The 24906-nt window shown below is 60.9% G+C and carries 19 protein-coding genes; 16 read left to right on the plus strand and 3 right to left on the minus strand.

Annotated features, from left to right (window positions below; all coding sequences use genetic code 11):
- Positions 1-79 precede the first annotated feature (79 nt).
- The 6 genes from PSH96_RS27020 (at position 80) to PSH96_RS27045 (ending at position 5497) form a co-directional block, all read left to right on the plus strand.
- A complete protein-coding gene (locus tag PSH96_RS27020; RefSeq protein WP_305456268.1) occupies positions 80-1024 on the plus strand; it encodes a choline ABC transporter substrate-binding protein in 945 nt (314 codons plus the stop codon).
- Between the two features lie 77 nt (positions 1025-1101).
- Complete coding sequence (locus tag PSH96_RS27025) at positions 1102-1989, plus strand: 3-keto-5-aminohexanoate cleavage protein (RefSeq protein ID WP_017139368.1); 888 nt, start codon at positions 1102-1104, stop codon at positions 1987-1989.
- Between the two features lie 130 nt (positions 1990-2119).
- Positions 2120-3085: an L-carnitine dehydrogenase gene (locus PSH96_RS27030; protein WP_170036872.1), complete on the plus strand. Its 966-nt coding sequence runs from the start codon at positions 2120-2122 to the stop codon at positions 3083-3085.
- Between the two features lie 117 nt (positions 3086-3202).
- Positions 3203-3682 carry a thioesterase family protein gene (locus tag PSH96_RS27035; RefSeq protein WP_305456272.1) on the plus strand — a complete coding sequence of 160 codons (480 nt, stop codon included), beginning with the start codon at positions 3203-3205 and terminating at the stop codon, positions 3680-3682.
- A gap of 9 nt (positions 3683-3691) precedes the next feature.
- A complete protein-coding gene (locus tag PSH96_RS27040) occupies positions 3692-4852 on the plus strand; it encodes a gamma-butyrobetaine dioxygenase (protein ID WP_305456274.1) in 1161 nt (386 codons plus the stop codon).
- A gap of 381 nt (positions 4853-5233) precedes the next feature.
- The gene (locus PSH96_RS27045; protein ID WP_017139371.1) at positions 5234-5497 is read left to right on the plus strand and encodes a hypothetical protein; all 264 of its coding nucleotides are present in this window, start codon (positions 5234-5236) and stop codon (positions 5495-5497) included.
- A gap of 110 nt (positions 5498-5607) precedes the next feature.
- On the opposite strand, the gene PSH96_RS27050 is transcribed toward PSH96_RS27045, so the two are convergent.
- Both PSH96_RS27050 and PSH96_RS27055 read right to left on the minus strand, forming a co-directional pair.
- Positions 5608-6711 carry a GlxA family transcriptional regulator gene (locus PSH96_RS27050; RefSeq protein ID WP_065929456.1) on the minus strand — a complete coding sequence of 368 codons (1104 nt, stop codon included), beginning with the start codon at positions 6709-6711 and terminating at the stop codon, positions 5608-5610.
- A gap of 536 nt (positions 6712-7247) precedes the next feature.
- Entirely contained in the window at positions 7248-8624 is a 1377-nt protein-coding gene (locus PSH96_RS27055; protein WP_305456277.1) for an L-serine ammonia-lyase, read from the minus strand.
- Positions 8625-9030: 406 nt separating this feature from the next.
- Here PSH96_RS27055 and PSH96_RS27060 point away from each other — a divergent pair, with 406 nt between their 5' ends.
- The 3 genes from PSH96_RS27060 to choV all read left to right on the plus strand — a co-directional run bounded on the left by PSH96_RS27060 (position 9031) and on the right by choV (position 12079).
- Positions 9031-9978: a choline ABC transporter substrate-binding protein gene (locus tag PSH96_RS27060; protein ID WP_068931290.1), complete on the plus strand. Its 948-nt coding sequence runs from the start codon at positions 9031-9033 to the stop codon at positions 9976-9978.
- Between the two features lie 80 nt (positions 9979-10058).
- On the plus strand, positions 10059-10904 hold the full coding sequence (choW, locus tag PSH96_RS27065) for a choline ABC transporter permease subunit (RefSeq protein WP_016972877.1): 846 nt from the start codon (positions 10059-10061) through the stop codon (positions 10902-10904).
- Positions 10901-12079 carry a choline ABC transporter ATP-binding protein gene (choV, locus tag PSH96_RS27070; protein ID WP_017139375.1) on the plus strand — a complete coding sequence of 393 codons (1179 nt, stop codon included), beginning with the start codon at positions 10901-10903 and terminating at the stop codon, positions 12077-12079. Before choW ends, choV begins: the two co-directional genes overlap by 4 nt.
- Before the next feature lie 168 nt (positions 12080-12247).
- On the opposite strand, the gene PSH96_RS27075 is transcribed toward choV, so the two are convergent.
- Positions 12248-14182: a BCCT family transporter gene (locus PSH96_RS27075; protein WP_305460181.1), complete on the minus strand. Its 1935-nt coding sequence runs from the start codon at positions 14180-14182 to the stop codon at positions 12248-12250.
- Positions 14183-14573: 391 nt separating this feature from the next.
- On the opposite strand from PSH96_RS27075, the gene betI reads away from it, so the two are divergent.
- The 7 genes from betI (at position 14574) to mdtD (ending at position 24860) form a co-directional block, all read left to right on the plus strand.
- The gene (betI, locus tag PSH96_RS27080) at positions 14574-15167 is read left to right on the plus strand and encodes a transcriptional regulator BetI (protein WP_010207128.1); all 594 of its coding nucleotides are present in this window, start codon (positions 14574-14576) and stop codon (positions 15165-15167) included.
- A gap of 109 nt (positions 15168-15276) precedes the next feature.
- Complete coding sequence (betB, locus tag PSH96_RS27085; protein ID WP_017139377.1) at positions 15277-16749, plus strand: betaine-aldehyde dehydrogenase; 1473 nt, start codon at positions 15277-15279, stop codon at positions 16747-16749.
- 192 nt (positions 16750-16941) lie between these two features.
- Positions 16942-18645 carry a choline dehydrogenase gene (gene betA / locus PSH96_RS27090; protein ID WP_305456281.1) on the plus strand — a complete coding sequence of 568 codons (1704 nt, stop codon included), beginning with the start codon at positions 16942-16944 and terminating at the stop codon, positions 18643-18645.
- A gap of 752 nt (positions 18646-19397) precedes the next feature.
- Positions 19398-20840 (plus strand): TldD/PmbA family protein, encoded by a 1443-nt coding sequence (locus PSH96_RS27095; protein ID WP_305456283.1) that lies wholly within the window; start codon positions 19398-19400, stop codon positions 20838-20840.
- Positions 20840-22156 (plus strand): TldD/PmbA family protein, encoded by a 1317-nt coding sequence (locus PSH96_RS27100; RefSeq protein ID WP_305456286.1) that lies wholly within the window; start codon positions 20840-20842, stop codon positions 22154-22156. The genes PSH96_RS27095 and PSH96_RS27100 overlap by 1 nt, the downstream gene beginning before the upstream one ends.
- A gap of 349 nt (positions 22157-22505) precedes the next feature.
- Positions 22506-23396: an alpha/beta fold hydrolase gene (locus PSH96_RS27105; RefSeq protein ID WP_305456289.1), complete on the plus strand. Its 891-nt coding sequence runs from the start codon at positions 22506-22508 to the stop codon at positions 23394-23396.
- A 36-nt stretch (positions 23397-23432) separates the two neighbouring features.
- Complete coding sequence (gene mdtD / locus PSH96_RS27110) at positions 23433-24860, plus strand: multidrug transporter subunit MdtD (RefSeq protein WP_305456290.1); 1428 nt, start codon at positions 23433-23435, stop codon at positions 24858-24860.
- Positions 24861-24906 lie beyond the last annotated feature (46 nt).

The raw sequence follows: 24906 nt of genomic DNA on the forward strand, positions 1-24906 counted from the left end.
CCCCTCAAGCTGCGTAACGTGATCCCACGGCGCACAAAGACGCCGGCCCCCACAATAACGACCTGCCGAGGGATCCACCATGAACCGACTGATCAGCCGCTGCGTGCTTGCACTCAGCGCCAGCGCCATCTTGAGCACCAGCGTACTCGCGGCCGACGCAGAATCTTGCCGCAACGTGCGCATGGGTGTGGTGAACTGGACCGACGTAATCGCCACCAGCGCCATGACCCAAGTATTGCTCGACGGCCTCGGCTACAAGACCAAACAAACCAGCGCCTCCCAGCAAATCATCTTCGCCGGTATCCGCGACCAGCGCCTGGACATGTTCCTGGGCTATTGGAACCCGCTGATGACCCAGACCATCACGCCGTTTGTCGACGCCAAGCAAGTCAAAGTCCTCGACAAGCCGAGCCTGGAAGATGCGCGCGCCACCCTCGCCGTGCCGACTTACCTGGCGGATAAAGGCCTGAAAACCTTCGCCGACATTGCCAGGTTCGAGAAAGAACTGGGCGGCAAGATCTACGGCATCGAGCCGGGTTCGGGCGCCAATACCCAGATCAAGGCGATGATCGCCAAGAACCAGTTCGGCCTCGGCAAGTTCCAGTTGGTGGAGTCCAGCGAAGCCGGGATGCTCGCCGCCGTCGACCGCGCCGTGCGCCGCAAAGAGGCCGTGGTGTTCTTTGGCTGGGCGCCGCACCCGATGAACGTCAACGTCGCGATGACTTACCTCACCGGCAGCGATGACGCCCTTGGCCCGAACGAAGGCATGGCCACGGTGTGGAGCGTGACTTCACCGAACTACGCCGAGCAGTGCCCCAACGTGCACAAACTGCTGACCAACCTGACCTTCACCGCCGCCGACGAGAGCCGAATGATGCAGCCGTTGCTGGATCACAAAGACGCCCTCGAGTCTGCCAAGCAGTGGCTCAAGGACCACCCGCAAGACCAGCAGCGCTGGCTCGAAGGCGTGACCACCTTCGACGGCAAACCGGCCGCGGCCAACCTGCAACTGACCAGCAAATAACCTGATTCGCATCACCGTATCGCAGTCGCTTTTGGCTGCGAACGGCATCACTACGCCCGCCTGTAAGGAACCGCCTCATGAACCACGACGTCATCATCACCTGCGCACTCACCGGTGCTGGCGACACGACCAGCCGCAGCCCACACGTGCCGGTCACTCCCAAACAAATCGCCGCCGCCGCCGTGGAAGCCGCCAAAGCCGGCGCCACCGTGGTGCACTGCCATGTGCGTGACCCGCAAACCGGCAAGTTCAGCCGCGACGTGGCGCTGTACCGCGAAGTGATGGAGCGCATTCGCGAGGCCGACATCGACATCATCGTCAACCTCACCGCCGGCATGGGCGGCGACCTGGAAATCGGCGGCGGCGAGAACCCGATGGAGTTCGGCCCCAACACCGACCTGGTCGGCCCGCTGACGCGCCTGGCCCACGTCGAGGAGCTGCTGCCGGAGATCTGCACCCTGGACTGCGGCACGCTCAACTTTGGCGATGGCGACACCATTTACGTCTCTACCCCGGCGCAGCTGCGGGCGGGCGCCAAGCGCATTCAAGAGCTGGGCGTTAAGGCCGAGCTGGAAATTTTCGACACCGGCCACCTGTGGTTCGCCAAGCAGATGATCAAGGAAGGCTTGCTTGATAACCCGCTGTTCCAGCTGTGCCTGGGCATCCCATGGGGCGCGCCGGCCGACACCACCACCATGAAAGCCATGGTCGACAACCTGCCTGCCGACGCCGTGTGGGCCGGTTTCGGTATCGGCCGCATGCAAATGCCCATGGCGGCGCAAGCGGTGCTGCTGGGCGGCAACGTGCGGGTCGGCCTGGAAGACAACCTGTGGCTGGACAAGGGCGTGCTCGCCACTAACGGCCAACTGGTGGAGCGCGCGAGTGAAATCCTCAGCCGCCTGGGTGCTCGGGTCATGACCCCGGCAGAAGGCCGAATCAAGATGGGCCTGACCAAGCGCGGTTAATCCAGCCCTCACAAAACCCTGTGGGAGCCGGGCTTGCTGTGGCGAGGGAGCTTGCTCCCGCTGGGGCGCGAAGCGCCCCCCCAAAAGCCAGCTCCCACATTGATCACCGAATTATTCAGGGATTGTCGACATGAGCTTTATCACCGAAATCAAAACCTTCGCCGCCCTCGGCAGCGGCGTTATCGGCAGCGGCTGGGTGTCCCGCGCCCTGGCCCACGGCCTGGATGTCGTCGCCTGGGACCCGGCGCCCGGCGCTGAAGCCGCATTGCGCAAACGTGTCGCCAACGCCTGGGGTGCGCTGGAGAAACAAGGCCTGGCGCCGGGTGCCTCCCAGGACCGCCTGCGCTTTGTCACCACCATTGAAGAATGCGTAAAAGACGCCGACTTCATCCAGGAAAGCGCCCCGGAACGGCTGGAGCTGAAACTTGAACTGCACAGCAAAATCAGCGCCGCCGCCAAGCCGAACGCGCTGATTGGCTCCAGCACCTCGGGCCTTTTGCCGAGCGAGTTCTACGAGGGCTCGACCCACCCGGAACGCTGCGTGGTCGGCCACCCGTTCAACCCGGTTTACCTGTTGCCGCTGGTGGAAGTGGTGGGCGGCAAGAACACCGCGCCGGAGGCGATTCAAGCGGCGATCAAGGTGTATGAATCCCTCGGCATGCGCCCGCTGCACGTGCGTAAGGAAGTGCCGGGGTTTATCGCCGACCGCTTGCTCGAAGCGCTGTGGCGTGAGGCGTTGCACCTGGTCAATGATGGCGTGGCAACCACGGGCGAGATCGATGATGCGATTCGTTTTGGCGCCGGTTTGCGCTGGTCGTTCATGGGTACTTTCCTGACTTACACCCTCGCGGGCGGCGATGCAGGAATGCGCCACTTCATGGCCCAGTTCGGCCCGGCACTGCAGTTGCCGTGGACATATTTGCCGGCGCCGGAGCTGACCGACAAGTTGATTGATGATGTGGTCGACGGCACCAGCGATCAGTTGGGTAAACACAGCATTTCGGCGCTGGAGCGCTATCGTGATGATTGCCTGCTGGCGGTATTGGAAGCGGTGAAAACCACCAAAGCCAAACACGGCATGAGCTTCGCTGAATAACCGCTGTTGATCTGTGTGGGAGCTGGCTTGCCTGCGATAGCGATGCAAAATTCACCATCGCCATCGCAGGCAAGCCAGCTCCCACATTTTGACTGCATACATTCCGGAATCCACACCATGCCTGCACTGACCACCTACACCACCAAAATCCAGCCCGACTGGGTCGATTACAACGGCCACCTGCGTGATGCGTTCTACCTGCTGATCTTCAGCTACGCCACCGACGCGCTGATGGACACCCTCGGGCTGGACAGCGAAAACCGCGAAGCCAGCGGCCACTCGCTGTTCACCCTGGAACTGCACCTCAACTACCTGCACGAAGTGAAACTCGGCGCAGACGTAGAGGTGCACACCCAACTGATCGCACACGACGCCAAGCGCCTGCACCTCTATCACAGCCTGCACCTTGTGGGCGATGCGAAGGAATTGGCCGGCAACGAACAGATGCTGCTGCACGTCGATCTGGCCGGGCCGCATTCGGTGCCGTTTACCGAGGCCACCCTGGAAAAGCTCGCGGGCATCAGCGCCGAACAAGCCGGCCTGCCCCGCCCTGCCTTGCTGGGTCGAGTGATTGGATTACCACCCAAAAAACAATAAGGAGCTGCCATGCAAACCGCCGCCGCTGTTGCCGATTTCCGTACTTACCCGAAGATCTGCGACCTTGCCGAGGTGCAGGTGCTGGATGATCAGATTCGCGTGCAGTGGGCCGATGGGCGGGTCAGCCCGTTTCATCATCAGTGGCTGCGGGACAACTGCCCTTGCAGCGAATGCGTGTACAGCGTCACCCGTGAGCAGGTGCTGGAAATTGTCGATGTGGACGAGCATCTGCGCGCCCTAAACGCGAGCATTGATCAGGGCTTTCTAAGTGTGCAATGGCGTGGCGGCCATCATAGCCAGTACGACCCAGGCTGGTTGCGCGCCCACGCCTATGACGATCAATCACGCGCCGAACGCCGTGCGGCCAAACCACAGTCTCAACTGTGGCACAGCAGCTTCGAGCTGCCCGTCTTCGACTATGCGACGGTGATGGAAGACCCCAAAGCCCTGCTGCAATGGCTGCTGGCCTTGCGTGACGACGGCCTTACGAAAATCCGTGGCGTACCCACCGAGCCGGGCTCGCTTGCACTGATCGCCAAGCGCATTTCATTTATTCGCGAGAGCAACTTCGGCGTGCTGTTCAACGTGCAATCCAAGGCCGATGCCGACAGTAACGCCTACACCGCTTTCAACCTGCCGCTGCACAGTGATTTGCCGACACGGGAGCTGCAACCTGGGCTGCAATTTTTGCATTGCCTGGTGAATGACGCCGACGGTGGCGAGAGCATTTTTGTCGATGGGTTTGCCATCGCCCAGGCGCTGCGCAGCGAAGACCCCGAGGCGTTTCGCGCACTGTGTGAAATCCCGGTGGAGTTTCGCAATAAAGACCGGCACAGCGACTACCGCCGCCTGGCACCAATTATTGCGCTGGACGCCTTGGGTGATGTGGCAGAGATTCGCATGGCCAACTTTTTGCGGGGGCCGTTTGAGGCAAGCGTGGAGCAGATGCCATTGTTGTACCGGGCGTATCGGCGCTTTATTGCGATGACGCGCGAGGATCGTTTCCGGCTGGTCAAACGCCTGAATCCAGGGGAGTTGTGGTGCTTTGATAACCGCCGCACCTTGCATGCGCGCAATGCGTTTGACCCGGCTTCGGGGGCGCGGCATTTTCAGGGTTGTTACATTGATCGGGATGAGTTGTTGTCCCGGATATTGGTGTTGCAGAGGTAGACCGAGGTGCGGCTATCGCAGGCAAGCCAGCTCCCACATTTGAATGTATTCACAATGCAAAAGGTGGGAGCTGGCTTGTCGAATCGTCGCACCGCTGCGATGAGGCCAGTAAAGCCACCACAAACCCCAGCCAAAAAAAGCCCCGGGCCAGCCGTGACTGGATCGGGGCAGAGTGCTTGGTGTGAGCGTGACATCCCGAGGGTGACCAAACCGTCAAGGTGCGTGCCTGGCCTCCAGTGTGCCTATTGTTGCTATCGGTAAATGACTCGAAAACGACCTGTTCATAGCCATCTGAGCCATTCGCCGATTCTGCCCTTGCCGACCGGCCGAGGGCCTACCAGAATCCCATTCAATCCCGCTCCCTACACCAGGATAAACGTCATGATGCACGCGGACTTGATTGACCAGGATGACCTGCTGAGCCAACTGCGCTCGCTGGGTTTCGAGGTATCCAGCGGCGCCAGCGCCGAACAGGCTTGCGAGTGCGCGGTACGCGGTTTGAGCGCTGCGCGGGCCAAGGCGCTCAAGGGCATGGTGGAGCAGATGTACACCGGCAGCGCGACGATCTTACCGGCGGTGCGACAGGCGATCGACAAGCAGTTGTTGCCGGCTTTGGTGCAGTTCAAGCAAAGCTCGGGCGCCTGATAGATCGCTATCGCAGGCAAGCCAGCTCCCACATTTTAATGTATTCACAAATCAAAAGGTGGGAGCTGGCTTGTCGGGTCGCCGCATCGCTGCGATGAAGGCGACTCGGTCTAGAGCCTTACACTCGCGAAAGTCGACTCATTACGCGCCTGGCTCAACGCCGACATCGGCCCCGACAACGGTGACAACACCAGCGCCTGCGGAATCGGCATCATCGCCACTTGCTGGGTGGTGTTGGAACCTACGCGCTCATCCCGTGGCGGAATGCCAAAGTATTCGCGGTAGCACTTGGAGAAATGCGGCGTGGACACAAACCCGCACACCGAGGCCACTTCGATGATCGACATCGGGGTTTGCTTGAGCAACTGCCGTGCACGGATCAGGCGCAATTTGAGGTAGTAGCGCGACGGTGAGCAGTGCAGGTATTTCTGGAACAGCCGCTCCAGTTGACGGCGCGACACGGCGACATACACCGCCAGCTCATCCAGGTCGATCGGCTCTTCCAGGTTGGCTTCCATCAGCGCGACGATTTCCTGCAGTTTCGGCTGGTTGGTGCCGAGCATGTGCTTGAGCGGTACACGCTGGTGATCCTGTTCGTTGCGGATGCGTTCGTACACAAACATCTCGGAGATGGCGGCCGACAATTCACGGCCGTGGTCGCGGCTGATCAGGTGCAGCATCATGTCCAGCGGCGCGGTGCCGCCCGAGCTGGTGAAGCGGTTACGGTCGAGGGTGAACAGACGCGTGCTCATGGCCACGCGCGGGAAGGCTTCCTGCATCGAGGCCAGGCATTCCCAGTGCACGCTGCAATCAAAGCCGTCGAGCAACCCGGCGCAGGCCAAGGCCCAACTGCCGGTGCAGACCGCGCCTAGGCGGCGCGATTGGCGCGCCTGGCTTTGCAGCCACGACACATGTTCACGGGTCACGGTGCGCTGGATGCCCACGCCGCCGCACACAATCACAGTGTCCAGGGCCGCAGCTTTGTGCATGGAGGCATCGGGGGTGATTTGCAGACCGTCGCTGGCCCACACCTGGTTGCCATCGACACTCAGGGTTGTCCAGCGATACAGCTCGCGGCCGGACAGCTGGTTGGCCATGCGCAGCGGTTCCACTGCCGAAGCCAGGGAAATCAGCGTGAAATTGTCCAGCAGCAAAAAGCCGATGGATTGAGGCGCACGGTTCTGGGGTTGGGCCCCGGAGTTGAACGACGTCATCGCGGTATCTCCTCACACAAAGCGGGTGATGGCCTCAGGCGAGGCTCTTGTTATTGCGTTCGTCTCCAGCAAGGAGCGAGGCTTTGAATGGATAGAGCAAATGCCATGCCTAAAATTGAATGGCCGTCCAATAACTCCTAAAAACGACCTGATGACGCGTCTATATAAGCCCGTGCGGGGAGTGCGGGATATGGCCGGAAATGGACGTCAGAGCGGCCCTGCTCAAGGGGGTGTGAGCAGATCGGTAGCACTTGTGGGAAGGCGCTTTGCGGGTGTGGGAAAGGTCTGTCACCGCACGCACGGGTGACGGGTGGGAAGGCGCGGGATCGTTCGCAAGCTACTTATCTATTTGCGACGCGCTAAAAGGTGGCGCGTTTGGGTTCGGGTGTTCACTTTATGAGCAGTGATCGCTACTTTTGTGGCGAGGGAGCTTGCTCCCGCTGGGCTGCGTAGCGGCCCCAAAAATCTTGGGAGCGCTTCGCCCTGGAGCGCCAGCCCGGTCCAGCGGGAGCAAGCTCCCTCGCCACAAAAACAGATCAACACTCTACTGCGCTGACCGCCAAGCCCCCTCGCGAAGTTTCCTTGTACTTGTCATGCATATCCGCGCCGGTATCGCGCATGGTGCGGATCACCCGGTCGAGGGAAATAAAATGCTGGCCATCTCCGCGCAGCGCCATCTGCGCCGCGTTGATCGCCTTCACCGCCGCAATCGCGTTGCGCTCAATGCACGGCACTTGCACCAGCCCGCCCACCGGGTCGCAGGTCAGGCCGAGGTTATGTTCCAGGCCAATTTCGGCGGCGTTGCACAGTTGCTCCGGCGTGGCGCCGAGGATCTCGGCCAGGCCCGCAGCGGCCATGGCACAGGCTGAACCGACCTCGCCCTGGCAGCCGACTTCGGCGCCGGAGATCGAGGCGTTTTTCTTGCACAGAATCCCGACCGCCGCAGCGCCCAGCAAATAGTCGACCACGTTGGCTTCGGTGACCTCTTCGCTGAACTTCATAAAGTAGTGCAGCACCGCCGGAATAATCCCCGCCGCGCCATTGGTGGGCGCGGTGACCATGCGCCCACCGGCGGCGTTTTCTTCATTGACCGCCAGGGCGAACAGGTTGACCCATTCCATGGCGCTCAAGGTTGAGCCGATCACATTCGGTTTGCCCAGCTCCTGCAAACTGCGGTGCAGCTTGGCCGCGCGACGACGCACATTCAGGCCGCCGGGCAGGATGCCTTCGTGCTTGAGGCCCTGCTCTACGCAGTCCTGCATGGCGCGCCAGAGCTTCATCAGGCCGCTGCGGATTTCTTCTTCGCTGCGCCAGGTTTTTTCGTTGGCCAGCATCAATTCGGCAACGCGCAGGTTGTGGGTCTTGCACAGCTGCAACAGCTCCACCGCGCTGGAGAAATCATAGGGCAACTCGGTGCGGTCCATGTCCGCCACGCCGCTCTGCGCCTGGGCCTCATCCACCACAAAACCGCCGCCGACCGAATAGTAGGTGTCGCGGTGCAGCTCGCCGTCATCACCAAACACCACCAGGGTCATGGCGTTGGGGTGGAAGGGCAGGTTTTCGTCGAGCAGGCGCATGTCGCGCGCCCATACAAAGGGCACCGGCAAACGCCCGTCGAGCAACAAGGTGTCGGTCTCACGCAGGGTGTGGATACGCAGGCCGATCTGCGACGGGTCAATTGCGTCCGGCCATTCGCCCATCAAGCCCATGATGGTAGCGGTGTCGCTGCCGTGGCCGATGCCGGTGGCCGACAACGAGCCGTAGAGCTGAACTTCGATGCGACGTACTTGTTCCAACATTCCACGTTCACGCAAGTGCTGAACGAACAACGCCGCGGCGCGCATGGGGCCGACGGTGTGAGAACTCGAAGGCCCGATGCCGATCTTGAACAGGTCGAAAACACTGATAGCCATTGCCGTGAAACTCCTCGATGGGCACGGGCGACCTGCTACGCTGAACTCGCCCGAATAGCGGCATCATCAAGCTTTTGTTGCCCCTCACGGCGTCTCACACCGACGTGACCATGCTCAGCAGCGCCGCCCTCGCACGAACCGGCGTTTTGGCCGTTTTTAGCGGTGCAGAGCGGCAAAAAATGCGGTTTTGCCGTTGAAAAAATCTGTAAGCGACGTCACCGACACTGGATACGACCATCCCTGTACTGGATACGACGCCCCCTGTAGGCGTCAGATTTTCACTGGTACATGATCAGTCTCGACTCGTTTGCAAGGCATCGTGCCGTCAGCTTGAAGCACGCCCCAACCGCAACACTTATAAAGCGCGGCAAATGCCGTCAGAAAAAAGACACAGGAGTCTACCCAGATGAAAGGTTCACCCTCGTTGTTGTTGGCCGCCATGTTGAGTCTGCCAGCCCTGGCGCACGCTGCAGAACCGGCACAATGTCAGACCGTCAATTTCTCCGATGTCGGCTGGACCGACATCACCGTCACCACCGCAACCACCAGTGAAATCCTCAAAGGCTTGGGCTACAAGCCACGTACCACGATGATTTCAGTACCGGTGACCTACAAGTCGCTGGCCGACGGCAAGAACATGGACATCTTCCTCGGCAACTGGATGCCGACCATGGAAAACGACATCAAGCAGTACCGTGATGCCGGCACCGTGGAAACCGTGCGCGCCAACCTGGAGAACGCCAAGTACACCCTGGCCGTACCCGAGGCGCTGTATAACAAGGGCCTGAAAGACTTCGCCGATATCGCCAAATTCAAGGATGAGCTGGGCGGCAAAATCTACGGCATCGAGCCGGGTAACGACGGCAACCGCACCATCCAGACCCTGATCGACAAAGACGCCTTCGGCCTGAAAACCGCAGGTTTCAAAGTGGTGGAGTCCAGCGAAGCCGGGATGCTCTCGCAAGTGGAACGCGCCACCAAACGCGACCAGGCCATCGTGTTCCTCGGTTGGGAACCGCACCCGATGAACACCCGCTTCAAGATGAAGTACCTGACCGGCGGTGACGATTCGTTCGGCCCCAACTATGGCCAGGCCACCATCTACACCAACGTTCGCAAGGGCTACACCCAGGAATGCAGCAACGTCGGTCAGTTGCTGAAAAACCTGTCGTTCACCCTGAACATGGAAAGCACCCTGATGGGTAAAGTCCTGGACGACAAACAAAAACCGGATGTAGCCGCCAAAGCCTGGCTCAAATCCAACCCACAAGTACTCGACACCTGGCTTGCCGGTGTCACCACCATTGATGGCAAACCAGGGCTGGACGCCGTTAAAGCTTACCTCGCCAAATAATTAACCCGGCAACATCGCTGACCCCAGGCCGGTGCGCTGGCCTGGGATGTTTTCCCCTTCGCATGTGGACATTCACTACCATGCTGACTGAACAGAAAATCCCACTAGGCCAGTACATCGCTGCCTTCGTCGAATGGTTGACCCAACATGGTGCCAACTATTTCGACGCAATCGCATCGACTCTGGAAACGATGATCCACGGCGTGACGTTCGCGCTGACCTGGTTCAATCCGCTGGCATTGATCGGTCTGATTGCGCTGCTGGCTCACTTTATTCAACGCAAATGGGGCCTGACCGTTTTTGTCATCGCCTCCTTCCTGCTGATCCTCAACCTGGGGTACTGGCAGGAAACCATGGAAACCCTCGCCCAGGTGTTGTTCGCCACCCTGGTCTGCGTGGTCATCGGTGTGCCGCTGGGCATTGTTGCCGCGCACAAACCGCTGTTCTACACCATGATGCGGCCGGTGCTCGATCTGATGCAGACCGTGCCGACCTTCGTCTACCTCATCCCGACCCTGACCCTCTTCGGGCTGGGTGTGGTGCCTGGCCTGATCTCCACGGTGGTGTTCGCGATTGCCGCGCCTATCCGCCTGACCTACCTGGGTATCCGTGATGTACCGCAAGAGTTGATGGACGCCGGCAAGGCCTTTGGCTGCTCGCGCCGTCAGTTGCTCTCACGCATTGAACTGCCCCACGCCATGCCGAGCATTGCCGCCGGCATTACCCAATGCATCATGCTGTCGTTGTCGATGGTGGTGATCGCGGCCCTGGTGGGCGCCGACGGCCTCGGCAAGCCGGTGGTCAACGCACTCAACACCGCCGACATCGCCCTGGGCTTTGAAGCCGGCCTGGCAATCGTATTGCTGGCCATCATGCTCGACCGCATCTGCAAACAACCCGACGCCAAAGTAGGGGGTGATGCATGAGCATTATCCGATTCGACAATGTCGACGTGATCTTCTCCAAAGACCCACGCGAAGCGCTCAAGCTGCTGGACCAGGGCATGAGCCGTAACGAGATCCTGAAAAAGACCGGGCAGATTGTCGGCGTTGAAAAAGCCAGCCTGGACATTGAAAAAGGCGAGATCTGCGTGCTGATGGGCCTGTCCGGCTCCGGCAAATCAAGCCTGCTGCGCTGCATCAACGGCCTCAACACCGTAAGCCGTGGCCAACTGTTTGTGGAGCATGAAGGTCGCCAGATCGACATCGCTTCGTGCACACCGGCCGAGCTGAAAATGATGCGCACCAAGCGCATCGCCATGGTGTTCCAGAAGTTCGCGTTGATGCCGTGGCTGACGGTGCGCGAGAACATCAGCTTTGGCTTGGAGATGCAGGGCCGCCCGGAGAAAGAACGGCGTGCGCTGGTGGATGAAAAACTCGAACTGGTGGGCCTGGCCCAATGGCGTAACAAGAAGCCCGACGAGCTGTCCGGCGGCATGCAGCAGCGCGTCGGCCTGGCCCGCGCCCTGGCGATGGACGCCGATATCCTGCTGATGGACGAACCCTTCTCGGCCCTCGACCCGCTGATCCGCCAAGGCCTGCAAGATGAATTGCTGGAGCTGCAACGCAAGCTGAGCAAGACCATCGTGTTCGTGAGCCACGACCTCGATGAGGCGCTCAAACTCGGCAGCCGCATCGCGATCATGAAAGACGGCAAGATCATCCAGTACAGCGTGCCGGAAGAGATCGTGCTGAACCCGGCGGATGACTATGTGCGCACCTTCGTCGCCCATACCAACCCGCTGAACGTGCTGTGCGGGCGCAGCCTGATGCGCACCGTAGAGAACTGCACCCACGTCAACGGCTCCATCAGCCTGGACCCGGGCGGCGATTCGTGGCTGGACCTGGCCGAAGGCAATGTGATCAAGGGCGCACGCCAGAACGGCACGCCGTTGAACCTGCAGAACTGGGCGCCGGGGCAACCGGTGGAAGGTTTGGGCCGGGTACCGACGCTGGTGGATTCCAATATCGGCATGCGCGATGCGTTGCAGATTCGGTATCACACAGGGAACAAGCTGGTGTTGCATAACAACAATCAGGTGGTGGGGATTCTGGGGGATAGCGAGCTGTACCATGCCCTGCTGGGCAAGAACCTGGGTTAGTCGGTACCGCAAAACCAACTGAAGAAACTGGGTCAATGTGGGAGCTGGCTTGCCTGCGATAGCTTTAGTGAATTCACCACAGCTATCGCAGGCAAGCCAGCTCCCACATTTGACCTCATTCCAAGCCTGGAACAGCGGCGCCAGTGACGGCGCCGCTCGGCTCAACCATCAGCTATAGACACGGCCAAGGAGCTGCCGATGGCTTTCAAACTGATCGAGCACGTCCCGGGTGATCTGTTCCTGGGCGAAGCCCATCAGGTCATATTCCTGAGGTCCGTTGTGCAGGTAGACCTCGGCCCGGTAGTAACGGGTGCGCTCTTCTTCGGGCAGGTCGCTCGGTGCCGAGGAGTAAGCATCCAGGCTCACTTCATAGACAAACGGGTTGCCCTCTTCCATCTCGATACGCACACCGATGCAACGCTTGGATTTACCCAGCAACGTCTGTACTTCCAGCCCTTGCTCACGCAAGGTTGCCGCCGCCTCTTCCAACGCCGGCGTAACGTGCTTGTCCATAAAGCGTTGCACGGTGCCCTGGCTCGGTTGCAGGTCCAGGGCGGTCAAACGCTCGCTGAAACCACGACGACCACGTTCGGCCAATTGCGCCTGCTCCTGTTCGATGGCCACATCCTGGCGCATCGCCTTGTGCAAACCGAACATAAACAGAATCAGCACTACCGAGAACGGCAGCCCCGCCAGCACCACCATGGTTTGCATGGCTTCGAAGTTGCCGGCAAACAGCAGGCCGATGGTCACCAGGGTGATCACCACCGACCAGAAGATCCGCAGCCAGTGTGGCGCATCTTCGTCTACGTTGCCGCCTTTGCAGGACAGGTTGGCCATCATCACCGCGCCGGAATCCGCCGGGGTCAGGAACAGCACAAAGCCCACGAAGATCGACACCCCGATCACGATTTTCGACGCCGGGTAATGCTCAAGCAGTTGGTAGATGGCCATCGACGGTTGTTCCAGCGCCGTCTTGCCCAACTCCACCGCACCGTGGTTCAACACCAGGTCCAACGCCGAGTTACCGAAGATCGACAACCACGCCAGGGTGAAGCCCAGCGGGATCAGCAGCACGCCGGCTACCAGCTCACGCACTGTACGACCACGGGAAATACGCGCGATGAACATGCCTACAAATGGCGCCCAGGAAATCCACCAGGCCCAGTAGAACAGGGTCCACAGGCCCATCCAGCGCTCGGTCTTGTCGGCGTCGCCTTCGTACACATACAGGTCGAAAGTTTTCAGGATGATGCCGTTGAGGTAGTCACCGGTGTTCTGCACCAGGCCATTGAGCAGGTGCAAGGTCGGGCCAAACAACAGCACAAAGATCAGCAAGCCGCTGAACAGCACGATGTTGAGGTTGGACAGGCGGCGAATGCCGTTTTCCACACCCGACACGGCGGCGATGGTCGCCACGGTGCTCATCACGATGATCACGATCAGCAGATTGGTGTTGCTGTGCTGCATGCCGAACAGGTTTTCAAGGCCCGACGACACTTGCATCGAACCGATGCCCAGGTTCGTCACCAGGCCCAGCAGGGTCACGAACATACCGAAGCCGTCCACCGCGTGGCCGGCTGCGCCTTTGACCCAACGCTCACCCACCAGCGGGTACAGTGCCGAACGCAAGGCCAGCGGCTGGTTATGACGGTACGCGAAGTACGCCACGGCCAGGCCGACCAGCGCATAAATCGCCCAGCCGTGCAGGCCCCAGTGCAGGAACGTCAACTGCAACGCCTGGCGGGCTGCGCCATTGCTGGCGGCGGCGCCTTCGGGCGGGTTGAAGTAGTGATCCAACGGCTCGGAAGCCCCGAAATACAGCAGCGAGATGCCGATGCCGGACGAGAACAACATGCCGGCCCAGGCGCCGTAGCTGAAGTCCGGGGTGTCGTCCTTGCTGCCCAGTTTCAATTTACCGTAGGACGAAAACGCCAGGCCGACCACAAACACCAGGTAGGCAGCGATGACCACCATGTAGTACCAGCCGAAGCTTTTCGACAGCCACGCCTGGGCGATGCCGAGCATGCGCCCGGCCTCCTGCGGGGCGATGATCAGAATGGCGGTCAACAACAGAATGAGCGCGGTGGAGGTGTAGAACACCCAACCGTTGACCCTGACCTTTTCCGGCGGGGTCTTTATAAGAGAGGCAGAACTCATGGCGCAGATGCTCCGGGCAGTGCGAGAGAGAAACACAAGGCAACGGTTATCCCGGGACATCGATTTTTCGGCAGTCGACGGACGGGTGTTATAAAGACACCCCGAAAATTCTTGAGCCGCGCCGAGGCAGTGGCCAGGCCCTGATACGGCCTGTTTCAAGGGTTTTTGCAGGTGTCAGAGGACGTCGCTCACGGGTAGGAAAAACCTGTAGGCAGCGACCATTTGTCGCAGATCTTATTCTTTGTTGATTGAACGTTCAATCAAAACAAAATAGACTGGCCATCAAGCCGACGGGCGTTTATCGCCCAACGGCAGGCCTAAGGAGAGGTGCTACATGCCCAAGGTCGGTATGCAACCCATACGCCGCCAGCAGTTGATCGAAGCCACTTTGACGGCCATCGATCAGGTTGGAATGGGAGATGCCAGCATTGCGCTGATCGCCCGTTTGGCCGGCGTCTCGAACGGCATCATCAGTCACTACTTTCAGGACAAGAACGGCCTGATCGCCGCAACGATGCGGTACTTGATGAATGTGCTGATCGAGAACGTCCACGAACGCAGGCTTGCGCTGAAGGACGACAGCCCACGGGCGCACCTTCGGGTGATCATCGAGGGCAACTTCGACGCCAGCCAGGTCAACGGCCCGGCAATGAAAACCTGGCTGGCCTTCTGGGCCACCAGCATGCACCACCCGTCATTGCACAGGTTGCAGCGGATCAACGATCAACGTCTGTATTCCAACCTGTGCTGCCAGTTCCGCCGAGTGCTACCGCTGCCGCACGCACGCAAAGCAGCCAGAGGCCTGGCGGCCCTGATCGACGGTTTGTGGTTGCGCGGCGCCCTGTCGGGAGACGCTTTCGACACGGAGCAGGCGCAACGGATCGCTTACGAATACATGGATTTCCAATTGGCCAAGCAGGTGAGTTAGAGCACACATAACCGCTCAACCCCTGAACGTCTGCCGCCCAGTGTTGCCACAACCCCATGGCCCACTGGCGGCGGGTAACGCCAACCACTTATGCACTTGCGAGGACTTTATGGCCCGTTTCGAACTGCAAAAACTCTACATTGACGGCGGCTACAGCGACGCTGGCAGCGATGCCACCTTCGAAGCCATCAACCCGGCTAACGGTGAAGTTCTCGCCCAAGTGCAACGCGCCACCAAGGAAGACGTGGAACGTGCCGTGGTCAGCGCCGAAAAAGGCCAGAAAATCTGGGCTGCCATGACCGCCATGGAGCGTTCGCGCATCCTGCGTCGTGCCGTCGACATCCTGCGCGAGCGCAACGATGAACTGGCCGCGCTGGAAACCCTGGACACCGGTAAAGCCTTCTCCGAAACCCAATATGTCGACATCGTCACCGGCGCCGACGTACTGGAATACTACGCAGGCCTGGTGCCAGCCATCGAAGGCGAGCAGATCCCGTTGCGCGACACTTCGTTCGTCTACACCCGCCGCGAGCCGCTGGGCGTGGTGGCCGGTATCGGCGCGTGGAACTACCCGATCCAGATCGCCCTGTGGAAATCCGCACCGGCCCTGGCTGCCGGTAACGCAATGATCTTCAAGCCAAGCGAAGTCACTTCGCTGACCACCCTGAAACTGGCCGAGATCTACACCGAAGCCGGCGTACCGGCTGGCGTGTTCAACGTATTGACCGGCAGCGGCCGTGAAGTTGGCACCTGGCTGACCGAGCACCCGCGCATCGAGAAAGTCTCGTTCACCGGCGGCACCGACACCGGCAAGAAAGTCATGGCCAGCGCTTCGAGCTCTTCGCTCAAAGAAGTGACCATGGAACTGGGCGGCAAGTCCCCGCTGATCGTGTTCGAAGACGCCGACCTGGATCGCGCCGCCGACATCGCCATGATGGCCAACTTCTACAGCTCCGGTCAGGTCTGCACCAACGGCACTCGCGTGTTCGTACCCAAGCACCTGCAAGCGGCGTTCGAAGCCAAGATCGTTGAGCGTGTTGCGCGCATTCGCGTCGGCAACCCACAAGACGAAAACACCAACTTCGGCCCGCTGGTCAGCTTCGCCCACATGGAAAGCGTGCTCGGCTACATCGCCAAAGGTAAGGAAGAAGGCGCCCGCGTCCTGTGCGGCGGCGACCGTCTGACCGACGGCGAATTCGCCAAAGGCGCTTATGTGGCCCCGACGGTGTTCACCGACTGCACCGACGAAATGACCATCGTCCGTGAAGAAATCTTCGGCCCAGTGATGAGCATCCTCACTTACGAGACCGAAGAAGAAGTGATCCGCCGCGCCAACGACACTGACTTCGGCCTGGCCGCAGGTCTGGTGACCAAGGACCTGAACCGCGCCCACCGCGTGATTCATCAGTTGGAAGCGGGTATCTGCTGGATCAACGCCTGGGGCGAATCCGACGCCAAGATGCCGGTCGGTGGCTACAAGCAATCCGGTGTGGGCCGTGAGAACGGCATCAGCTCGCTGAACAACTTCACCCGCATCAAATCGGTACAGGTTGAGCTGGGCGACTACGCCTCGGTGTTCTAAACCACAGGCGCCTGGGAGTCGCCTTTGTGGCGAGGGAGCTTGCTCCCGTTGGGCTGCGCAGCAGCCCCATCCCAGGCCCCGCAGTTCTCCAGACCGAACTCGTTCGCTGGTTTTGCGACTGCTACGCAGTCGAGCGGGAGCAAGCTCCCTCGCCACAAAAGCAGCTTGAACCACTTATATGAGGGTGCATTTATGTCCCAAGAATACGATTACATCATTGTGGGTGCCGGTTCCGCCGGTAACACCCTGGCGACCCGTCTGACCGAAGACGAAGGCGTCACCGTCCTGCTGCTGGAAGCCGGCGGCCCGGACTACCGTTTTGACTTCCGTACCCAAATGCCCGCCGCGCTGGCGTTCCCGCTGCAAGGCCGTCGCTACAACTGGGCCTACGAAACCGACCCAGAGCCACACATGGACGGCCGCCGGATGGAATGCGGTCGCGGCAAAGGCCTGGGCGGTTCTTCGCTGATCAACGGCATGTGCTACATCCGTGGCAACGCCTTGGACTACGACAACTGGGCAAAACTGCCAGGTCTGGAAAACTGGACCTACCTCGACTGCCTGCCCTATTTCCGTAAAGCCGAAACCCGCGACATCGGCCCCAACGACTACCACGGTGGCGACGGCCCGGTCAGCGTGACCACGCCGAAAGCCGGCAACAACCCACTGTTCCATGCGATGGTTGAAGCAGGCGTACAGGCCGGCTACCCGCGTACCGACGACCTGAACGGTTACCAGCAAGAAGGCTTCGGCCCGATGGACCGTACCGTCACGCCTAAAGGCCGTCGCGCCAGCACCGCACGCGGTTACCTGGACACGGCCAAGAAGCGCTCGACCCTGACCATCGTCACCCACGCCCTCACCGACAAAGTGTTGTTTGAAGGCAAGCGTGCCGTTGGCGTGCGTTACCTGATCGGCGCGGCTGAAGAGCGCGTTGAAGCCCGTGCGCGTAAAGAAGTACTGGTGTGCAGCGGTGCCATCGCTTCGCCGCAACTGCTGCAACGCTCCGGTGTGGGCCCGGCCAAACTGCTGGAAAGCCTCGACATCCCGGTGGTCCACGACCTGCCCGGCGTCGGCGAAAACCTGCAGGACCACCTTGAGCTGTACCTGCAATATGCCTGCACTCAGCCAGTGTCGCTGTACCCATCGCTGCTCTGGTACAACCAGCCGGCCATTGGTGCCGAATGGCTGTTCAATGGCACTGGCATCGGCGCCAGCAACCAGTTCGAAGCGGGCGGTTTTATCCGTACCCGTGAAGAGTTCGATTGGCCAAACATCCAGTACCACTTCCTGCCGGTCGCGATTAACTACAACGGCAGCAACGGTGTGAAAGAGCACGGTTTCCAGGCGCACATGGGCTCCATGCGTTCGCCGAGCCGTGGCCGCGTGCAATTGAAGTCGAAGAACCCTCGGGACTACCCGAGCATCCTCTTCAACTACATGGCCACCGAGCAGGACTGGCAGGAATTCCGTGATGGCATCCGCCTGACCCGCGAAATCATGCAGCAGCCGGCACTGGACCCATACCGTGGCCGTGAAATCAGCCCGGGTATTGACGTGCAAACCGATGAGCAGTTGGACAAGTTCATCCGCGAGCACGCCGAAACTGCGTTCCACCCGTCCTGCTCGTGCAAAATGGGCACCGACGAGATGGCCGTAGTGGATGCCGAAGGCCGCGTGCATGGCATGCAGGGCTTGCGTGTGGTCGATGCATCGATCATGCCGATCATCACCACCGGCAACCTCAACGCGCCGACGATCATGATCGCCGAGAAAATCGCCGACAAGATCCGTGGCCGCAAGCCATTGCCGCGCAGCACTGCGGATTACTACGTAGCAGGCGATGCGCCGGTGCGTGGCAAGCCGATGCGTGAAGTGGGCCCTACCGCGCAGTAACCGACACCCCCGTGGTGAGCGAGCTTGCTCGCGCTGGAGTGCGAAGCGCTCCCAAGATTTTGGGGCCGCTACGCAGCCCAGCGGGAGCAAGCTCCCTCGCCACAGGTGATTGATCACCTAGTCGGCACTACTGCGCAGTAACTGATACCCCCGTGGCGAGCGAGCTTGCTCGCGCTGGAGTGCGAAGCGCTCCCAGGATTTTGGGGCCGCTACGCAGCCCAGCGGGAGCAAGCTCCCTCGCCACAGGTGATTGATCACCCAGTCGGCCCTACCGCGCAGTAACCGACACCCCTGTGGCGAGCGAGCTTGTTCGCGCTGGAGTGCGAAGCGCTCCCAAGATTTTGGGGCCGCTACGCAGCCCAGCGGGAGCAAGCTCCCTCGCTACAGGTGATTGATCACCTAGTCGGCCCTACTGCGCAGTAACTGATACCCCCGTGGCGAGCGAGCTTGCTCGCGCTGGAGTGCGAAGCGCTCCCAGGATTTTGGGGCCGCTACGCAGCCCAGCGGGAGCAAGCTCCCTCGCCACAGGTGATTGATCACCTAGTCGGCCCTACTGCGCAGTAACTGATACCCCCGTGGCGAGCGAGCTTGCTCGCGCTGGAGTGCGAAGCGCTCCCAAGATTTTGGGGCCGCTACGCAGCCCAGCGGGAGCAAGCTCCCTCGCCACAGGTGATCAGCTTTCCTTGATCAGCTCCCCGCCCCAGGCCTACTCTGTTGCCTGCCCGCGATGAGCCGCCCACAAGGAAGGCCCCATGTTCGACAAACACCCCATCCTCAAACAGCACTTCAGTGCCCTGCGCACCCGCGCCGAATTTTTCTCGCTGCGTTATGTGCGCGAATCCGGCCAGTCCCTGTCGGTACGCAAAAACGTCGCCGAGCCGCCGCAGCTGAGCCACGACGAGGGCGCGATGCTCACCGTGCGTCTCAACGGCGTGGAAGCCTATGCCGCAACCAACGACATTTCCCTCGCCGGCCTGCAAGCCGCCCTTGAGCGTGCCGAACAGCAAGCCCGGCAGATTTCGTCCCACGCCCTGCTCGACCTGCACGCACAACACGTCTCCAGCGACGTGGCCGACTACCTGTCGCCCGACCTCGACCAGCCCTTCCCATCCCTGAGCGACTGCTACCAACTGCTCGGCGATGAATCCGCCAGCGTGCCCAAGGATGAGCGTCTGGTGAGTTGGGAAGTCAGCCTGGGCACCACGCGGGTTGAACAGATCTACCTCAACAGCGCCGGTGCCGAGCTGCGCCAGGCCCAGCGTTTCGTCTTTCCGGGCCTGAGCGTCACCGCGTTCGACGGCAACGACAGCCAGACCCGCACCCTGGGCGGCACCAACTTCGGCCAGCAAGGCAGTGCGAACGTGATTCGCCGCTTCGGCCTGGCCGGCGCCGCCCGTACAGTCGCCGACGAAGCCCTGCAACTGCTGCTGGCGCCGAACACGCCCCACGGCCCGCGTGACCTGCTGCTGATGCCCGACCAGATGATCCTGCAGATCCACGAGTCTATCGGCCATCCGTTGGAGCTGGACCGCATCTTGGGCGATGAGCGTAACTACGCTGGCACCAGCTTTGTGAAGGCCAGCGACTTCGGCCACCTGCAATACGGCTCGCCGTTGCTCAACGTGACCTTCGACCCGGACATCCCCGAACAGCTGGCCAGCTATGGGCATGACGACGATGGCACGGCTGCCAGCAAACAATTCCTGATCCGCAACGGCCTGCTGCTCAAGCCCTTGGGCGGCGCGCTGTCGCAATTTCGCGCGAACCTGCCAGGCGTGGCCAACAGCCGCGCGTGTGGCTGGAATCGCCCGCCGATCGACCGCATGGCCAACCTCAACATCGAGGCCGGCGACAAAACCCAAGCCGAATTGGTCAGCGGCATCGAGCACGGCATTCTGATGAGTACCAACCGTTCCTGGTCCATTGATGACGCGCGCAATAAATTCCAGTTCGGCTGCGAGTGGGGCCAGTTGATCGAAAACGGCGAACTCAAGGGTGTGGTCAAAAACCCCAACTACCGTGCCATCTCCGCGCAGTTCTGGCGCAACCTCAGCGCCGTCGGCGACGCCAGCACCTTCCAGGTTTTAGGCACGCCCAACTGCGGCAAAGGCGAACCCAACCAGGTGATCCGCGTGGGCCACGCCTCACCGGCCTGTGTGTTCAGTGATATCGACGTGTTCGGGGGAGATGCCTGATGAACAACTTCAAGGCACTGGTGGACTGGCTCAAGCAAGCCGTCACCGACAAGGAACAGTTTCACCTGGGCTACGCTGACGAATCGTCGGAGTTTGTACGTTTCAACCACGCCAAAGTGCGCCAAGCCGGCCAAGTGCAACAGGCCAGCCTCAACCTCAAGCTGATCAACGATGGCCGCCACGCCGACCTCGGCATCACCTTGGCGGGCGAGCCGGAGCTGGATCGCCAGCGCCTCGCCGATGGCCTGCAACAACTGCGCGAAACCCTGCCATTGTTGCCGCAGGATCCGTACTTGCTGCTGAACCACAACGCCTGGCAAAACCACAACGAACAACTGCGACCGCTGCCGGAGCTGGCCCAGGTGCTGGCAGATATCAGCCAGGCCGCCGAAGGTGTGGACCTGGTGGGCTTCTACGCTGCCGGCCCGATCAGCCGTGGCTTTGCCAGCTCCGACGGCGCGTTCGGCTGGCATCAGGCCAATAGCTTCAACTTCGATTTCAGCCTGTTCCACGCCAATGGCGAAGCGGTAAAGGCCAGCTACGCCGGGCACACCTGGGACAGCGCCGCGTTCACTGAGCGTTTCCAGCGGGCGCGTGAGCAGCTGGAATTCCTCGGCCGCCCGCTGCATAAGCTGCCTCCCGGCCAGTACCGCGCCTACCTGGCCCCGGCGGCGTTGGAAGAAATCTTCAGCATCGTCACCTGGGGCGGGTTTTCCGCCCAGGCCATCGCCAGCAAAGGCAGTTGTTTGCAAAAGCTCTACACGGGTGAGCAGTCGCTGAGCCCATTGGTGAAGGTCGATGAGCAGATCAGCGGTTCCCTGAGCCAGGCATTTTCCACCGAAGGCTACCCGCGCAGCGATGTCACGCTGATCAACGCCGGTAAAGCCAAGGGCCAACTGATCAACTCGCGCAGCGCTGCCGAATATGGCCTGAGCACCAACGGTGCCAGCAGCGACGAGTCGCCCAGCGCCTTGCAAATGGCCGCCGGCGACCTGGCACAGGCCGATATCCTCAAGCAATTGGGCACTGGCTTGTACATCAGCAACCTGTGGTACTTGAACTACTCGGACTTGCCGGCGGCACGCCTGACCGGCATGACGCGCTTCGCCACGTTCTGGGTCGAAGACGGTGAAATCAAGGCGCCGGTGACCACCATGCGGTTTGACGACAGTGTCTACAGCCTGCTCGGTTCGCAGCTGGAAGCGTTGACTGCTGAGCGAGAGCTGCTGCTGTCGGCGAGTACGTACAGCCAGCGCAATACCTCCTCCAACCTGCTGCCGGGGGCGCTGGTCAAGCGCCTGACGCTCACCTTATAAGCACCGCCCGCGCCCTGTGGCAGCTGGCTTTTGTGGGAGCTGGCTTGCCTGCGATGCAGTCACCTCGGTGTGTCAGCCACACCGCAGTGATGCCATCGCAGGCAAGCCAGCTCCCACATAGGCCAGTTCCCTTACAAACCTGCTCCCTGACAAGCCTGTTCCCACATAGGCTTGTATTGATTTCAGACACCTCGCCTCATCCCTTCCTACCGCAAAATCCCATCTAACACTTCTCCCCGTGCGGCCTGTTGTCGCCCGCAAAAAACCTCGTTATAACGGTTAGTGGCATCCCGCCACCTATCCCACGAGAGCACGACCTTGCCCGGGAAGGGCAAGCTGGAGCGTTGACATGAATCATGGAAGTTTTGTCATAGAGAAGCTGTTCAAGCACTACAACGTTCATGTTGAGCAGCTAGGAAACGATTCGAAAAAAAACACCGTGTTGATGGTCAACGGCGCGCTGTCTACCACGCGCTCTTTCGCGCGAACCAGCAAATGCCTGGCGGAGCATTTTAATGTGCTGCTGTTCGACCTGCCCTTCTCCGGCTATTCGCGCGAGCACAACACCGACCTCGACCTTGTGACCAAGGACGACGAGGTGCAAATCCTGCGCGCCCTGGTAGAGCGCTTCGAGGTCAACCATCTGGTGTCGGCCTCCTGGGGCGGTATCTCCACCTTGCTGACCCTGGCCCACAATCCACCCTCAATCCAAAGCTCGGTAGTGATGGCCCTGGCGCCCAACCTCAACCAGGCAATGCTCGACTATGTGGAGCGTGTACGCGTGTTGATCGAAGCCGATGACAAATCCGCCGTCGGCCACTTGCTCAATGAGACCGTCGGCAAATACCTGTCGCCGCGGCTCAAGCGCAACAACCATCGACACCTGTCGAGCATGGCCACCACCGAGTACCGCCAGGCGCGTTTCCATATCCATCAGGTGCTGGCCTTGGGCGATGGCAATTACCTGCCGGCGCTGACCCGGATCGAAACCCCGGTGCACTTCCTCAACGGCGCACTGGATGAATACACGCCGGCGGCCGAGGCCCAGTTGTTCAAGCGCTATGTCGGCCGCAGCAGCTTTGCGGTCGCCGAACACACCGGCCATCTGCTCGACCTGGAGTCGCGCGAAGCGGCCATGTCGGTGCACCGTGCGCTGTTGGATTTCCTGGTGGGAGAGCACGCAACACTGTCGGAATTAGACGAACCGCCAGTGGGAAAAGGGGCGACGGATGGCGCATAATCGCCGACACATAGCCTGCTAATAAAAAGGGTTCATATGCCGAATCGCGCCCCTCTCGATGCCAAGACCGCCCGCTGGCTACCCTGGGTGGTAGCGATTGCCTTCTTCATGCAGTCGCTGGACGGGACGATTCTCAACACTGCCCTGCCGGCCATGGCGCGGGACTTGGCGGAAAACCCGCTGCGCATGCAAGGGGTGGTGATCGCCTACATGCTCACCGTCGCCTTGCTGATTCCGGCATCGGGTTGGGTGGCCGACCGCTTCGGCACCAAAAAAATCTTCTTCGGCGCGATCATGCTGTTCAGCATCGGCTCCTTGCTGTGCACCTTGTCGAGCAGCTTGACCATGCTGGTCGGCGCGCGGGTCATCCAGGGCTTGGGCGGTGCGCTGATGCTGCCGGTCGGGCGGCTGGTGGTCTTGCGCGCTTATCCGCGCTCCGAACTCGTACGCATCATGGGCTTCATCACCATACCCGGCCTGCTCGGCCCCTTGCTCGGCCCGACCATGGGCGGCTGGATGGTGCAATACCTGACCTGGCACTGGATCTTCCTGATCAACCTGCCGGTGGGTATGGTCGGTTGCTACGCCGTGTGGAAACTTATCCCCGACTTGCGCGGCAGCGAACGCACGCGCTTTGACAGTGTGGGGTTTGTGCTGTTTGGCGCGGCGATGGTGCTGATCACCATCGCCATGGAAGGCCTGGGCGAACTGCACCTGCCGCACCTGCGGGTGATGTTGCTGTTGTTTGGCGGGCTCGCCTGCCTGGCCGCGTACTGGCTGCGTGCCGGGCATATCGACAACCCACTGTTCTCGCCGGTGCTGTTCAAGACCCGCACCTTTGCCGTGGGCATCCTCGGCAACCTATTCGCCCGGCTGGGCAGCGGAGCACTGCCGTTTCTGGTGCCGTTGCTACTGCAGGTGGCACTGGGTTATTCGCCCTCCGAAGCCGGGATGAGCATGCTGCCCCTGGCAGCGGCGGCGATGTTTGCCAAGTCCATCGCCCGGCCACTGATCGAGCGGCTGGGCTATCGCATTGTGCTCACCGGCAACACCCTCGCGCTGGGCATCATGCTGGCCAGCATGGGCCTGGTCAGCGAACACACACCCTACCCGCTGCTGCTGTGCATGCTGGCGGTGCTGGGCGCGATCAACTCGTTGCAATTTACCGCGATGAACACCGTCACCCTGATCGACCTGGACGACGCCCAGGCCAGCAGCGGCAACAGTTTGCTCTCGGTGGTGGCGCAATTGTCCTTGAGCCTGGGCGTGGCGTGTGCCGGTGCCTTGCTCGGCGGCTTTACTGGCGAAGCGGGCAATGACGGCGTGGAAAGCGTGCTGGGCGCGTTCCAACTGACCTTCCTTACCGTCGGCATCATGGCCATGCTGGCAGCGGCGATCTTCCTGCAACTGTCGCCAAAAGACGGCAAACGGGCCGTCAGCCGCGAGCACGACCTTGAGCATTAACAGGCTTCTCGTCTAGAACTTGCAGGGAAAATCCCACAGGGCTGGT

Origin of the sequence: Pseudomonas sp. FP2338 (genome assembly GCF_030687515.1) — a bacterium.
Classification (GTDB): domain Bacteria; phylum Pseudomonadota; class Gammaproteobacteria; order Pseudomonadales; family Pseudomonadaceae; genus Aquipseudomonas; species Aquipseudomonas salomonii.

What these genes read in the sequence shown, in the direction of transcription:
- PSH96_RS27020 (WP_305456268.1), top strand. Translation starts at nt 80, where the DNA reads ATGAACCGACTGATCAGCCGCTGCGTGCTTGCACTCAGCGCCAGCGCC.
- PSH96_RS27025 (WP_017139368.1), top strand. Translation starts at nt 1,102, where the DNA reads ATGAACCACGACGTCATCATCACCTGCGCACTCACCGGTGCTGGCGAC.
- PSH96_RS27030 (WP_170036872.1), top strand. Translation starts at nt 2,120, where the DNA reads ATGAGCTTTATCACCGAAATCAAAACCTTCGCCGCCCTCGGCAGCGGC.
- PSH96_RS27035 (WP_305456272.1), top strand. Translation starts at nt 3,203, where the DNA reads ATGCCTGCACTGACCACCTACACCACCAAAATCCAGCCCGACTGGGTC.
- PSH96_RS27040 (WP_305456274.1), top strand. Translation starts at nt 3,692, where the DNA reads ATGCAAACCGCCGCCGCTGTTGCCGATTTCCGTACTTACCCGAAGATC.
- PSH96_RS27045 (WP_017139371.1), top strand. Translation starts at nt 5,234, where the DNA reads ATGATGCACGCGGACTTGATTGACCAGGATGACCTGCTGAGCCAACTG.
- PSH96_RS27050 (WP_065929456.1), bottom strand. Translation starts at nt 6,711, where the DNA reads ATGACGTCGTTCAACTCCGGGGCCCAACCCCAGAACCGTGCGCCTCAA.
- PSH96_RS27055 (WP_305456277.1), bottom strand. Translation starts at nt 8,624, where the DNA reads ATGGCTATCAGTGTTTTCGACCTGTTCAAGATCGGCATCGGGCCTTCG.
- PSH96_RS27060 (WP_068931290.1), top strand. Translation starts at nt 9,031, where the DNA reads ATGAAAGGTTCACCCTCGTTGTTGTTGGCCGCCATGTTGAGTCTGCCA.
- choW (WP_016972877.1), top strand. Translation starts at nt 10,059, where the DNA reads ATGCTGACTGAACAGAAAATCCCACTAGGCCAGTACATCGCTGCCTTC.
- choV (WP_017139375.1), top strand. Translation starts at nt 10,901, where the DNA reads ATGAGCATTATCCGATTCGACAATGTCGACGTGATCTTCTCCAAAGAC.
- betI (WP_010207128.1), top strand. Translation starts at nt 14,574, where the DNA reads ATGCCCAAGGTCGGTATGCAACCCATACGCCGCCAGCAGTTGATCGAA.
- betB (WP_017139377.1), top strand. Translation starts at nt 15,277, where the DNA reads ATGGCCCGTTTCGAACTGCAAAAACTCTACATTGACGGCGGCTACAGC.
- betA (WP_305456281.1), top strand. Translation starts at nt 16,942, where the DNA reads ATGTCCCAAGAATACGATTACATCATTGTGGGTGCCGGTTCCGCCGGT.
- PSH96_RS27095 (WP_305456283.1), top strand. Translation starts at nt 19,398, where the DNA reads ATGTTCGACAAACACCCCATCCTCAAACAGCACTTCAGTGCCCTGCGC.
- PSH96_RS27100 (WP_305456286.1), top strand. Translation starts at nt 20,840, where the DNA reads ATGAACAACTTCAAGGCACTGGTGGACTGGCTCAAGCAAGCCGTCACC.
- PSH96_RS27105 (WP_305456289.1), top strand. Translation starts at nt 22,506, where the DNA reads ATGAATCATGGAAGTTTTGTCATAGAGAAGCTGTTCAAGCACTACAAC.
- mdtD (WP_305456290.1), top strand. Translation starts at nt 23,433, where the DNA reads ATGCCGAATCGCGCCCCTCTCGATGCCAAGACCGCCCGCTGGCTACCC.